This window comes from Streptomyces sp. NPDC090499 (assembly GCF_044769305.1).
In the GTDB taxonomy this organism is placed as follows: domain Bacteria; phylum Actinomycetota; class Actinomycetes; order Streptomycetales; family Streptomycetaceae; genus Streptomyces.
Genome location: NZ_JBIVXP010000002.1, coordinates 451,709 through 464,642, shown reverse-complemented (window position 1 = coordinate 464,642; position 12,934 = coordinate 451,709). Strand labels below are relative to the sequence as shown.

Genomic DNA, 12,934 nt, shown 5'->3' with positions numbered 1-12,934 from the left:
GGATGGCGTGCCCGCCGAAACGATGATCGCCGAACTTATAAGTGCTCCCAGAAAAAACAAGCGGGACGTCTGGCGGGAGGTTCTCCAGTAGGTTTCCGTATCTGGCCTTATCGGTGGCGCGCCGTGTTCGTGGGGCGACTCTGCCACTCCTTGTCCAGCACGACAGACTTCGGAGCGATGTCGGCGACGGTAGCGGAAACTCGTGGCGGGGTCGCTGCGGAGATCTACCGGTGCCGGTCCGACGTACTGATGGTCGAGCCGGGCCGGCCGGGCCTACAAGGGTTTTGCGCCCTCGGGCCCACAACGCTGGGAAGCAGAGCCTTGCCGCTCTAGCGTCACCCTCTGTTCGAATGGAACACCCGAAGCGTTTCGAGGGAGCTAGAAATGGTGGTTCCAGCAGAGGTCCAAGTCCCGAGAACCGACGACTCACGAGCGGAGAAGGCGCCCCGCTTCTTCCTCCCGGCGCTTTTCCTGGGCTCCTTCGGCATTCACGTCGCGCTCATGTCCCCGGTGTATGTGAGCCTTCAGCTCAAGGCACAGGAAATCGCCGGGGCCGGCGCGGTGGACGTGATCGGGTCGGTGCTGTCGGTAGGTGCCCTCGGCGCGCTGTTCGCCAATCCGATCGCCGGAGCCCTCAGTGACCGGACCCGGACCCGGTGGGGCCGGCGCAGGCCCTGGCTCTATGGCGGGTCGGCCCTGCTGATCCTCGTGCTGTGGTGGATCTCCGCCGCGACATCGAAGAACGAGCTGATCGCAGGCTGGCTCGCCGCACAGATCATCGCCAACGCGACGCTGGCTCCTTTCATGGCGAGCTTCGCCGACAACGTGCCGCGGACCTTGAGGGGGCGGGCGTCCAGTGTGCTGTGGCTGTCCAACAACGTCTCGATCCTGGCTGGCACCTACCTCTCGGTCTACCTGGTGTCCAACCTGCCCGTCCTGTTCATCGCACCGGGCTTCCTCGGGCTGGCGCTGATGCTCGTGTACGGATTCGTGGCCCGCGACGAGGTACCCGAGACCCGGCTCCCGGCCTTCACACTCAAGACCCTCGCCGGAACGTTCTGGGTCAACCCGGTCAAGCACTCCGACTTCACCCTCGTCTGGCTCTCCCGCCTCTTCATCGTCCTCGCCAACTTCATGTTCGTGACCTTCCGCCTGCTGTACATGCAGGACCACCTCGGGATGTCCAAGAGCAAGGCGATCAGCGCCGTCGCCTTCGGAGTGCTGCTGTACACGATCGCCCTGCTGATCGGGACGGCGTTCTCCGGATGGCTCTCGGACCGCCTCCAGCGGAGGAAGCTGTTCGTGGGCGGCTCCACCCTTCTCTTCGGCGTGGGCATGGTCGTCCTCGCCCGTGCCGACAGCGTCAACGGCTTCTACACCGCCGAGGCCGTCATGGGCCTCGCCTACGGCGTCTACCTGGCGGTGGACCAGGCCCTGGTCGTCGACGTCCTCCCGGACGGAAAGCAGTCCGGCAAGGACCTGGGCGTCATCAACATCGCCATGGCCCTGCCCCAGTCCCTGGCACCGGTGGCCGCGCTCGCCCTGCTGAAGGTGGGCAGTCCCGACGCTCACAACTACCCCCTGATGCTGTGGGGCGCTGCTCTCTCGTGCCTGGTCGGCGCCCTCCTGGTACTGCCGATCAAACGAGTCCGGTAACACCCGTCCGGCCAGCACTTCGACAGAGGATCCGCAATGAGCACCTGCACGACCGCCGGCCCGGACCTGAGGGCCCTTCCTTTCGGGCTCGACGAACGACAAGTCCGCTGGGTGGAGGAACAGCTCTCTGCTCTCTCCGTACGCCAGAAGGTCGGGCAGGTGATGTGCCCCTACCTGCCGGCCGGTGAGGCCAAGGCCTGGACACGATGGCTGCGGGAGCGGGACATCGAGCCGGGCGCGGTGATGCTGACCAGGCGCTCCCGCTCGGCTGCGGCAGCGGACATCGCGACTCTGCAGGAGTGGTCGCGGCTGCCCATGCTGGTGGCGGCCAACCTGGAGGCCGGTGCCGGCACGGTGCTGGACGAGGAGATCTCCTTCGGCAACCCGATGCAGATCGCCGCCTCCAGGGACCCGCTGCACGCGCACAGGCTCGCGGTCCACTGCGCCCGCATAGCCAACGAGATCGGGGTCAACTGGGCGTTCGCGCCCGTGGTCGACATCGCCCTGAACAGCCGCAACCCCATCACCAACACCAGGGCGTTCAGCGACGACCCCGCTCTGGTGGCGGAGCTTTCGACTGCTTTTGTGCGGGAACTTGAGCAGCGCTCCATCGCCACCAGCGTGAAGCACTTCCCCGGCGACGGCATCGACGGCCGGGACCAGCACCTCCTGGCCACCAACAACGATCAGACCCTGGAGGAATGGAGGAACTCCTTCGAGCCGGTCTACCGGTCGAACTTCGCAGCCGGAGCCAGGACGGTCATGGTGGGGCACATTCGCCACCCCGCATGGTCGCGTGAACTGGTACCCGGCATCCAGCCGGGAGAACTCCTGCCGGCCTCCCTGGCGCACGAACTGGCCACCAGGCTCCTGCGTGATCACCTGGGATTTGCCGGGCTGGTCGTCACCGACAACTCCGCCATGGCCGGAATGACCACGGTCATGGACCGCGAACAGGCCGTGCCGATGGCCATCACGGCGGGGTGCGACATGCTCCTGGGCAACGTCGACTTCGAAGAGGACTTCACCATCCTGCTCGACGCGGTCGAGACCGGCGTCCTGCCTCTGCACCGCCTGGACTCGGCCGTGCGCACCGTCCTGGCCCTCAAGGCGTCGATCGGCCTGAACGACGGCACGGACCGCACGGACCGCGAACAGCCGGCCCCGCAGGAGGAGGACCAGTGGCGGACGGACCTGGCCCGGGCCTCCGCCACGCTGGTCAAGGACACGCTGCCGCTGCTCCCGCTGAGCGCACAGACCCACCGCCGAGCCCTGGTCTATGTCCTGGGCGACGGCCCCACCTACTACGATCCGAGCGGTTCGCTCGCCGGGCGCTTCGTCGCCGGGCTGGAGAAGAGGGGCCTGGAGGTGACCGTGCGCCATATCCCCGGCGAGGACCGGACCGTCGCCGCAGCCTCCCGGCTGCACGACGAGTTCGACGTCTGCCTCTACTTCGCAAACGTACGGTTCATGGGCAACAGCAACACCCTGCGCGTAACCTTCTCCCGCCCGCAGGCGCCGGACGCACCGCGGCACGTGCGCAAGCTGCCGACGGCACTGGTGTCGGTGGCCGACCCGTACCTGCTCCAGGACATGCCCATGATCAAGACCGCAGTCAACAGCTACACGCCGACGCCCGCCAGCGTCGACGCGTGCCTGGAAGTCCTCTTCGGCGAACTCGCCGCAAGCGGACAGAGTCCTGTCGACGCGTTCGCCGGCCACTGGGACGCGGCCCTGTAATGTCCGGGAAGCCGGTGGTCCGCTTCGCGTGATTGCATCATTCCATGCCCCCCTCGCTCACCCTCCGACCGGAGCATGTGCTGCTTCTGAGGCAGTTCCTGATCCACGAGCAACGGTCCCGGGCCGATCTCGTGCAGGCCACCGGCTGGACACGACGGACGGTCGCGCTGCGACTGTCCGAACTCCTGGGACTCGGGTGGCTCGTCCCCGCCGAGGCCCCCGCCCCGACCGGCCAGCCCGGACGTCCCACAACCCTGTTCCGCCTGCTGGACGAACGGGTGCTGGTCCTGGTGACCCTGTTCGACTGGAAAGTGTTCACTTCGGCGCTGGTGACGCTACGCGGCCGCGTGCTACAGGAGAGCACCGTCCGTTTCGACCTGGCGGACGGCCCGACGGCAGCGGCCAGGCTCGCCGCCGATCAGACCGACAGCATGGTCCGTGCGGCGAGACTGCAACGGACGGACATCGTCACAGCCGTGGTCGGCCTGCCCAGCCCAGTCGAGGACCGGGCCAAAGTACTCAACCCGCGGCTCTCACAGTGGCAGCACTCCGTCGTCGGCGACGAGTTCCGCAACACCCTGGGAATCGCGGTCCTCACCGAGAACGACGCCAACCTCATGGCGCTGGGCGAGTTCGCCGACCACCAGGACTGCACATGCCTGTTCCTGAGGGTCGGAGGCGGAGGCATCGGCCTGGGCACGGTGATCCGCGGGCAGCTGCACAGGGGACTTCGCAACCTCGCCGGCGAACTGGGACGGGTGCCGACGCGGACGGGGTACGGCTCCTCACCGAGCCAGCTGCTCCGTGATGTGGCGAGTACGCCCGCCATCCTGGCTCACGCCCGGAGCCTGGGCATCGAGGTCGGCACGGTCGCCCAGCTCGGCCGGTTCGTCGAACAGGGGCACCCGGCTGCGACCGCCGCCCTTGAACGTGCAGGCACCCAACTCGGGAAGGTCATGATCCCGATCACCGAAGCCCTGGCCCCGCACCACATCGCCATCGGCGGAGTGGCGGTGTTGTTCAACGAGCACCTGCTCGGCGCATTCCGTTCGGAACTGCTGCCCGCGCTGCACCCGGTGCTCAGCGAGTCACTCAGCATCCGCTCATCACCGAGCCATCTGTACGCGGCGGCCCGGGGCGCGACAGCACTCGCGACAGAGCACCTCCTCCTCGGCCGGGCCCAGGTGTGACGGAGCGGCCGAGGTCAGACCCCGGCCGGCCCGAAGAAAGCGGTCCAGTCGACTTCCAGGAGACTCGGGGCCACAAGGCGCGCGGCGGAGAGCACGGCGGGCAGGCCTATGCCGACGGTGGTGCATCCTGCCCGGTTCGCGCCCTCCACCCCGGCTGCGGCGTCCTCGAACACCACGGAGTCCGCCGGGCTGACACCGACCCGTCGGGCCGCCTCCAGGAAGACAGCGGGGTCCGGCTTGGGGGCGGCGACCACCGTGCCGTCCACGACCGCGTCGAAAAAGTCCCTGATGCCAGTCCTGTCGAGAATGCCACCGGCGTTCTTGCTCCCGGACGCCAGCGCGATACGGACGCCGAGGCTGTCCAGAGACTGGAGTGTGGAAACTGCACCGGGCAGAAGCTCAGCAGGAGAAATATCCGCAATAAGATCGAGATAGTACTCGTTCTTCCGTGCCGCAGCAGTCATTCTCTCCGATTCGCTCAGTTTGATGCCTGCCGATCGCATCACCAGGTCGAGAGCCTCGAAGCGCCCCACTCCCTTGGTCGCCTCCGCGGTCTCCGCTGACAGGTCAAAACCGTACTCGGCGGAGATTTTCTGCCAGGCCGCCCTGTGATGCACCGCGGTGTCGACGAGTACGCCGTCGAGGTCGAAGACAGCCGCCCGATGCCCGCGTCGTACGCCGCCCTGATTTATGGTTTCCGCCATGCCCGTCCCAATATTGCGCCAGTGACCTGCAGTACAGGCTCACCATAGTGACGCGGAACCGCGCCCGCCCCCGTTCTGTACCGCCGGGACCATAAACCAGGTGGCTCGACACGGTCGCCAAAACGTTATGGTCACGCGGGATCAAAATCATGACCGGAGCTTGCGGAATGGAGTATTTTGAAGCGATGGGCAGCTGAAATCCTGAGATGTGGAAAGTTTTCTTCATGACAGAATTTAATCACCCCAAAGTGATCATCGATTTTACGGCTCTTCCTTTCGAGTCCAAGCATCTGCTGGCCTCCAAGGCGCTGATACACAAGGCGTCCGAGTTGCAGGCCAGTGTGTATGTGCTCGAACCCGGCGGGGCAATTCCGAGGCATCATCACAGCGTGAGCTGGGATATCTCGATCGTCACGGAAGGAAGGATCGAGTCGTCCTGTGAGACGGCTGGCGGGGTCGAGACGAGTCTGTGCGGGGTAGGGTCCGTCACCATCATTCCGCCGGGATTCAAGCACTGGATCAGAAATCCGGATCCAGTCGAGAAGGCCAGCTTCATTCTGGTCCAGAGTCCGACGGACGGGTTCGACTTCCTTACCGAGGACCACGCGTAGCACCCTTCCCGGCCCGGCAGCACCGACGGGACGGGCGCAGGGAAGGGCGCTGTCTCCTTGCGAAGACCTCCGCACCGGCGGCGCCCGTAGCTCCGTGCGTTCCGGTGATGAAGCTCGAAGCACTCATCAGTGTGGAGTGACCCCCGAAATTCCGACACCTGGACGCTGGATGCTTCGTCATCCAGGGGAAGTGATCCATGGTGGCAAAGCGGAGGAACTACCCCGAAGAGTTCAAGCGGGACGCGGTGGATCTGGTGCGCTCCTCGACAGACCGCCGGAGCGCCCACAGGGTGAAGCGGATGTGCGATGTTCTCGGCTGGGACCGCTCCGGCTACTACGCCTGGCACCAGAACAGGGAAGCACGGCAGGAGAAGGCCGACGCGGAAGAGGTCCTGGCCGGCAGCATCCGGGCGATCCACACCGATTCCCGGGGAGCCTACGGCGCCCGCAGGGTCACTCAGGCGCTGCGCAACCAGGGGAACCCGGTGAACCGTAAACGCGTCGCGCGGATCATGCGGGAGCGCGAGATCGTCGGGATTACACGCCGGAAGTCGCGGTCGCTGACGAAGCAGGACCGCACGGCGCCGCCAGCGCCGGATCTCGTCCAAAGGGACTTCACCGCACCGATGCCGGGCCTGGAATTCGTCGGGGACATCACCTGTTTGCCGACGGCCGAGGGATGGCTGTACCTCGCGACGGTGATCGACCTGTGCACACGGGAGGTCGTAGGCTGGTCGATGGCGGACCACATGCGTACGCAACTCGTCGCAGACGCGATTCGGATGGCGCATACGGGCGGGCATACGGCTGGCAACGCCATCTTTCACTCGGATCGCGGGTCGCAATACACCTCTCACCAATTCCGCGCTCTCCTGGGCGAGTTGGACGTCCGGTCGAGCACCGGACGTACGGGTTCGTGTTTCGACAACGCCGCCGCGGAAAGCTTCTTCGCCGTCCTGAAAGCGGAGATCGGAACGACGATCTGGGAGACCCGCGCACAGGCTCGGCAGGACGTGTTCCGCTGGATCGCGGAGCATTACAACCGGGAGCGGATCCACTCGACCATCGGCTACATCACGCCGTACCAGGCGAGGACCCGCTGCCACCAACGGCTGGACCTCGCGGCATAAAACGGAAGTGTCGGGACCCGAGGGGTCACTCCAGGCGCCGGTAACCCCATCACCTTCTCGGATCCCAGTGGAGAGGGCCTTGCCTGTGGCAAGGAATTCGGTGTCAGCTGTGGCAACGGAGTCGTCACTCATGGCGACGGCAGCCTGTCCAAGAACGGTAATCCCACCGGCGGTGGAGTCGCTACTGGATATGGGCAGACCAGCAGCGGTAAGAAGAGCACCAAGAAGAAGAGCAGCTCGAGTAATTCCATCGGTACGGGTATCACGTGCAACAAAGCCTGTCTAGAGCTGGGGGAGTCCGCCGCACAGCAGCGTGCCGATGCCGCAGAAGCCAAGGCAGAGCAGGAGAAATTGGCAAATGCCGCTGACAAGACCTTGGGCTATCTGGACGGTCATCTCGGGGCTGGCTTCACCGTCTGCTGGGTTCTCTGCGCTGGTGGGCAGTACGCTCATAGAGGTGTGTGGGGCAGCGTCGGCGCTCTAGGGTTCGGTGGGTTCGGAAAAGCCCTCTCATGGGCAACGGCAACTCCTGAGGAACAGGGCTCCGTGTCCTACTCCCTCTGCGCCGCTGTGGAAATGGGAGGATGTATCAATTTTGGAGAAAAGGGTCATTCGGGGTCCGGTAACTGGTGGTTCGGTCTGTCGTTCACCCCGGGCTTCGGCGCCTTTGCGGGCATGAACTACAGTCATGAGGTCGCTCCGTGGGGTAAATCGTGGAGCTACTGATTTTCTTCCCTTGAAAGGATATTGATGGATTGGGGAAGCTGGACTGTCGAGGTCCTTTTCGGTGCCTTCTTCGTGGGTTGGGGGATCCTGACTCTATATATGAGCACTCGGCGCGCGGACGTCTTTGATCGCATATTGCCAGCTCGGTTGAGGGGAACTGCGGTCAGGGTCCGGAGCCGCCGGTACCAAAAGATTCAGATGACCGTGATTTTTCCTGTCCTTTTCGTCCTGATGGGTGTAGCGGTGCTGATCCAGGCGCTGATTTCCCTGATGAAGGGGCACAACTAAATTTTCGAAAAAGAGTCTGCGCCGTGCGCTGCGGTCTCGCGTCGGTGAGGATTTCAATATCGAAGAGGACTTTCGGCGAGAGGATGCCGACGACTCTCGGGGGCTGGCCCTAAGCTTGGCTTCTATACGCCGGGACGGACAGGGCCGCTGGCCCGGGATCGGGAGGCAGCCGCACTTGCGGCAGCCGGTGCGGCCCCTCGCTCCAGATCCCGGGCGGCCGTGCTCGGCGGTCTGCTGGGAACAGCAGTGCTTTTAAACACCGTTTCTTTTGGTGTGATCGTTCGTTGAATCGTGCATGACGGACCTGGTTGAGCGGCTGGTGCCGGACGAGTTATGGGTGTTGTTCCGGCGGGTGGTGCCGCCGACGGAGGTGAGGCGTCCGCAGGGCGGGGGCCGGCGTCGGGCGGGTGATCGCGAAACGCTCGCCGCGATCGTCTTCGTGGCCAGCTCGGGCTGTACCTGGCGGCAGTTGCCGCCGGTGTTCGGACCGGCCTGGCCCACGGTCTACCGACGCTTTGTGCAGTGGAGCCGGGACAGGGTCTGGGCCAGGCTCCACCGCGTCATCCTGGACGAACTCGGCAGCCGTGGTGAGCTGGACTGGTCACGGTGCGCGATCGACTCCGTCAGTGTCCGGGCCGCAAAAGGGGGCCACTGACCGGACCGAATCCGACCGACCGTGGCAAGTTGGGATCGAAGATCCACCTCATCACGGACCGGAGCGGACTGCCCCTGTCACTGGGGATCTCCGGCGCCAACATGCACGACAGCCTCGGGCTGAAACCGCTCGTGCGCGGGATCCCACCTATCCGCTCCCGCCGCGGGTCCCGCCGCCGACGCCCCGCCAAGCTCCACGCCGACAAGGGCTATGACTACGACCACCTGCGGAAATGGCTCCGTGAACGAGGTATCTGCCACCGCATCGCCCGCAAGGGCATCGAGTCGTCCACGCGGCTCGGCCGTCACCGCTGGGTGGTCGAGAGGACCGTGTCATGGCTGGCCGGTTGCCGACGCCTGCACCGCCGCTACGAGCGAAAGCCGGAACACTTCCTCGCCTTCGTTGGCATAGCAGCAGCCCTCATCTGCCACCGCCGACTCGCTCGGCGGCTACGAGCGGAGCTCGTCCCTCGAGACGTCAAAGCAGACAAGTCCCATCGATGAGGCGAGTTCTGCCGCGTATGCGGAGGCTTCCTCAGCCATGCTCCATCGCAGGCCGAAGTAGATCAGCGGGCCGCTGGCCTCATCGATCAGTGGCCCACTGCACCACGGCGAGATGTCGTGCTCGTCCTCCGTCATATCGGGCCACCGCTGCAGCAGCGCTGCGACGTACGCCGCAATGCGGTCTGTCGGCGGGCGATCCACGCCGGTGTCGATGTCTATGTACCGACAATAAAGGTCGCTGAAGAGCTTGCCGGCAGCGGCGTCATCAACCGGGTGGTCACCCTCCCAGACGGCGAGATCGTAAGTCATGGCGAGAGACTGCCACACGTCACAGACAGCAGGCCCTTCCGGTGCCCTCATGCATCTTGCCTCGCCATAAGAAACGGCGTCTAAAGATGAAAACGACCTCTTTAGGCGGCTCGCTTCGAGCGGTAGGCCTCGACGTGCGACAGGATGAGGCGTGTCACTGCCTCCGGCCGGTCGAGCTGGAGGAAGTGCCCGGCTCCGTGAAGAGGCTCGAAGCGCCATGGGCCGTCGACCCACTCGCTTGAGCGCGTCATCTGTTCGAGGCCGCAGTAGGGGTCCTGCATCGGCCACACGCCGAGGACAGGGACGGACACTCGCGAGACGGGGCCGCGTGTGTGGGCAGGGTTGGCGTTGGCCTGGTAGCAGTTGACCAGGGCCCTGAGGGCTCCGGGCCGTTCAAGGTCGTGGATCCAGGCGTCGGTCTCGGGGTGGTTGTGGACCCACCAGCGGAAGGTGGACCAGGGGCCGCCTTCGCCCTCGGCCTCGCCGCGCACCCAGTCCTCAGCGTCGGGCAGCAGCAGCCGGAGCATGTACCACGACATCTTCCGTTGCTCCCAGCCGGCGGCCTTCCGGGCACTGGGGTGGCCGACAGACAGGGCGGTGAACGATGTCACCCGGTCCGGCCGGTTGGCGGCCATGGACCAGGTCGACAGGGCGCCGCGGTCGTGCCCGACGAGATGGAAGGTGCAGGCGTCCAGCGCGTCGGCGATCGCCCACAGGGATTCTTCGTCCTTGGCGATGGTGTAGTTCTCCGGCTCCTCGGGGATGGCCGAGTCACCGTGGCCGAGGAGGTCCGGAGCGATCACCCGGTAGCCCGCCGCCAGCAGGCCGGGGATCTGGTGCCGGTAGACCGCCGAAGAGTCGGGGATGCCGTGGACCAGCATGATGGTCTCGGGTCCGGCCCCGGCTTCGTAGGCGGCGATGTTGAGCCCGCCCATGTCGACGTTGTGCCGTGTCATTCCGGTCAGGCGGTGGAAGGGAGCGGCGGGGGCCTGTGATGCCCGGGTCTGTGTCATGAGTATGTTCCTTGGTCGTTCTGCGTGTTCGGTACAGGGGTCATGGCGGCCGCCTCAAGGGCGTCGTTGAAGCGGTGTGGTTAGTTGATTCGGTGCGGTCCGGCCGGCGTGGGCTCGGGTTCTGTCGCGGTGTCCGGGATCGGTGCGCTCTCGCCGGTGTGGTGCGGCGCCAGTCCGATGCGGCGCAGGCCGAACCAGGCGGTCGGTGCGATGAGCGCGAGACCGACGGCTCCCAGGACGAAGCTGAGGGTGAACTGTGATTCGGCTGGCAGGACCGGGGCCTTGGGCAGGCTCTTGGAGGCCAGGACGGTGGTGATCACCGCGCTTCCGACGGCGCCACCGGCGGAGCGGGCGATGGAGTTGATGCCGTTGGCGATGCCGGTCTGGTGACGGGGGACGCTGGCGATGGTGATCGCGGGCATGGCGGCGTAGCCCAGGCTGCCGGCCGCGCCCATCAGGACGCTGCCGCCGACGACGGACACGGTGTGGCGGTGGTCGACGGCGATCCAGACGAAGCCTGCCGTGCCGAGCAGTGAGCCCGTCAGCAGGACGGCCCTTGGTCCGTACCGGGTGACCAGCCGGCCGCCGGCGGGCGCGAGGAGCAGCGCGATCACGGAGACGGGCAGCAGGTACTCCACCGACGCCCGCAGCACGCTCGCCCCAAAGCCGTACCCCGCAATCTGCGGCGGCACCTGCGCGAGGGCGGACACGCCGACGAAGAGCGCGAACATCCCGAAGCCGACCAGGAGTCCGACGAGATTCGAGAGAAGGACCGGACGGTGGGCGAACATCCGCATGTCCACCAGTGGCTGCGGCACCTTCAGTTCGATCAGCATCCACGCCCCGGCCGCCACGACCGCACCTATGAAGCAGCCCACCGTCCGCGCCGAGGACCAGCCCCATTCGTGTCCCTGGGTGACGGGCAGCAGGAGCAGCACCAGGGTCGCGGCGAGAGTGACGGTTCCGGGGATGTCCGTGCGCCCTCTGGCCGTGTGACGGGTGGCCGGTACCAGGACGACGACGGCCACCAGGGTGACCGCGGACAGTCCGGTGACCAGCCAGAACACATTCCGGTAGTCGGGGTGCGAGCCTGCGGTCATCAGACCGGCCGCGACCAGGGCGATACCGCTGCCGAAGGCGAAGGCGCCGCTGACCATCGCCATCGCCGCGTGGAGCCGCTCCGGGCGGATCTCGTCTCGCAGGACCGACAACGCGAGCGGGAAGATCGCCGTGGCCGATCCCTGCAGCGCCCTTGCCGTGATCAGCCAGGCCAGGGAGTGCGTGGTGGCGGCGAGGAGGGTGCCGGCGATGAGGACGGCCATGACCGCGACGAGGGTGGATTTCTTGCCGTGCTGGTCACCGAAGCGCCCCAGCAGCGGTGTGAAGACCGCGGCGGACAACAGAGTCACCGTGGTGACCCAACTGGCGCCCGCTGCGGTCGTGTGCAGGCTGCTCTGGATCAGGCCCAGGATCGGCACGACGAGGGTCTGCATCATCGACACGAGCATGGAGGCCAGCCCCAGAGCGAGGACGATGACGTTTTCATGCGGCCCGGAGGCCGCCGCAGACGGGCGCTTTTGGAGGGGGGCGTTCCCAGTCGACGTGCCCATAGGGGCGGGCTCCTTCGGCTGTCACAAGGAATCGATTACTTGAGGACCTCGATACATGAGGTCCTCAAGGATTTGCGCAGCCGACGGTAGGCCTCGATGCTTGAGGTAGTCAAGCTTAGAAGTCCTCAAGCAGTTTCGGGTACGCTCGGTTGTCATGAGTACCTCTGTGCCTGCTCAGGTGACGCCGGTGTCGGTCCCGTCCAAGATCGAGCTGCTGGAGCTCCTCTCGGCGGCGGGCAGCGCGGTGTGCCAGGACTTCGCGGCGGCCGCGGCGCCGTACGGTCTCACGCACATGCAGGTCAAGGTCCTCACCCACGTCCACCGTGACCCCGCCTCGATGCGGGAGATCGCCGAGCAGTTGGCCTGCGACGCCTCCAACATCACCGGCATCGTCGACCGCCTGGAGGCGGGCGGCTTCGTGCGCCGCGAGGTGAGCCCGACCGACCGCCGCGTGAAGAACGTGATCGCCACCGACGCCGGCCGCGACGTCCTGCGCAGCATCCGCGGCACGATGCAGGCGCACGGTGCCGTCGACACGCTCGACCCCGGCGAACGGGCCACGCTGTATGCGCTGCTGGAGCGTCTGCATCCGGCGATCAAGCAGGGTGGTCAGCCGGCGGGGTGACCGGACCCGCACGCGCAGCCACCGCCGGCGCGGCACGACCGGTACTGATCCCCGACGCCATGGCGGCCACGCTCGCCCCCGATGGCGACTACCGGCTCGGCGACCTCGACGTCACCGACGGTCGATCCGTCGTGCGGGGAACCGACACGATCGCCGGCAGCACCCTCACCATGG

At 66.1% G+C, this 12,934-nt stretch carries 11 protein-coding genes; 7 read left to right on the top strand and 4 right to left on the bottom strand.

Annotated elements, in window-relative coordinates; all coding sequences use genetic code 11:
* Positions 1 to 384 precede the first annotated feature (384 nt).
* The 3 genes from ACIQVL_RS10485 to ACIQVL_RS10475 are packed head-to-tail and all read left to right on the top strand — an operon-like array spanning position 385 to position 4,586.
* Complete coding sequence (locus ACIQVL_RS10485) at positions 385 to 1,656, top strand: MFS transporter (RefSeq protein ID WP_403475039.1); 1,272 nt, start codon at positions 385 to 387, stop codon at positions 1,654 to 1,656.
* A 36-nt stretch (positions 1,657 to 1,692) separates the two neighbouring features.
* Positions 1,693 to 3,396, top strand: a complete 1,704-nt coding sequence (locus ACIQVL_RS10480; protein ID WP_403475038.1) for a glycoside hydrolase family 3 protein — start codon at positions 1,693 to 1,695, stop codon at positions 3,394 to 3,396.
* A 44-nt stretch (positions 3,397 to 3,440) separates the two neighbouring features.
* Positions 3,441 to 4,586 carry an ROK family protein gene (locus ACIQVL_RS10475; RefSeq protein ID WP_403475037.1) on the top strand — a complete coding sequence of 382 codons (1,146 nt, stop codon included), beginning with the start codon at positions 3,441 to 3,443 and terminating at the stop codon, positions 4,584 to 4,586.
* A 14-nt stretch (positions 4,587 to 4,600) separates the two neighbouring features.
* Here ACIQVL_RS10475 and pgmB read toward each other — a convergent pair whose 3' ends face one another.
* Positions 4,601 to 5,290, bottom strand: coding sequence for a beta-phosphoglucomutase (pgmB, locus tag ACIQVL_RS10470; protein WP_403475036.1), 690 nt, complete (start codon positions 5,288 to 5,290; stop codon positions 4,601 to 4,603).
* A gap of 224 nt (positions 5,291 to 5,514) precedes the next feature.
* Between pgmB and ACIQVL_RS10465 the strand changes: the two genes are divergently transcribed.
* The 3 genes from ACIQVL_RS10465 (at position 5,515) to ACIQVL_RS10455 (ending at position 9,203) form a co-directional block, all read left to right on the top strand.
* Positions 5,515 to 5,901, top strand: a complete 387-nt coding sequence (locus ACIQVL_RS10465; protein WP_403475035.1) for a cupin domain-containing protein — start codon at positions 5,515 to 5,517, stop codon at positions 5,899 to 5,901.
* Between the two features lie 197 nt (positions 5,902 to 6,098).
* Positions 6,099 to 7,031, top strand: a complete 933-nt coding sequence (locus ACIQVL_RS10460; protein ID WP_403475034.1) for an IS3 family transposase — start codon at positions 6,099 to 6,101, stop codon at positions 7,029 to 7,031.
* A gap of 1,309 nt (positions 7,032 to 8,340) precedes the next feature.
* A protein-coding gene (locus tag ACIQVL_RS10455) for an IS5 family transposase (protein ID WP_403475033.1) occupies positions 8,341 to 9,203 on the top strand; the annotation gives its coding sequence in 2 pieces (ribosomal slippage) (positions 8,341 to 8,698 and positions 8,698 to 9,203; 864 coding nt in all).
* On the opposite strand, the gene ACIQVL_RS10450 is transcribed toward ACIQVL_RS10455, so the two are convergent.
* The 3 genes from ACIQVL_RS10450 to ACIQVL_RS10440 form a co-directional block, all read right to left on the bottom strand.
* Complete coding sequence (locus ACIQVL_RS10450; RefSeq protein WP_403475032.1) at positions 9,150 to 9,512, bottom strand: hypothetical protein; 363 nt, start codon at positions 9,510 to 9,512, stop codon at positions 9,150 to 9,152. The genes ACIQVL_RS10455 and ACIQVL_RS10450 overlap by 54 nt on opposite strands.
* 101 nt (positions 9,513 to 9,613) lie before the next feature.
* Positions 9,614 to 10,525, bottom strand: coding sequence for an alpha/beta fold hydrolase (locus ACIQVL_RS10445; protein WP_403475031.1), 912 nt, complete (start codon positions 10,523 to 10,525; stop codon positions 9,614 to 9,616).
* A gap of 80 nt (positions 10,526 to 10,605) precedes the next feature.
* On the bottom strand, positions 10,606 to 12,135 hold the full coding sequence (locus ACIQVL_RS10440) for an MFS transporter (protein ID WP_403475030.1): 1,530 nt from the start codon (positions 12,133 to 12,135) through the stop codon (positions 10,606 to 10,608).
* A 154-nt stretch (positions 12,136 to 12,289) separates the two neighbouring features.
* Here ACIQVL_RS10440 and ACIQVL_RS10435 point away from each other — a divergent pair, with 154 nt between their 5' ends.
* A complete protein-coding gene (locus ACIQVL_RS10435) occupies positions 12,290 to 12,760 on the top strand; it encodes a MarR family winged helix-turn-helix transcriptional regulator (protein ID WP_403475029.1) in 471 nt (156 codons plus the stop codon).
* The last annotated feature ends 174 nt before the right edge of the window (positions 12,761 to 12,934 follow it).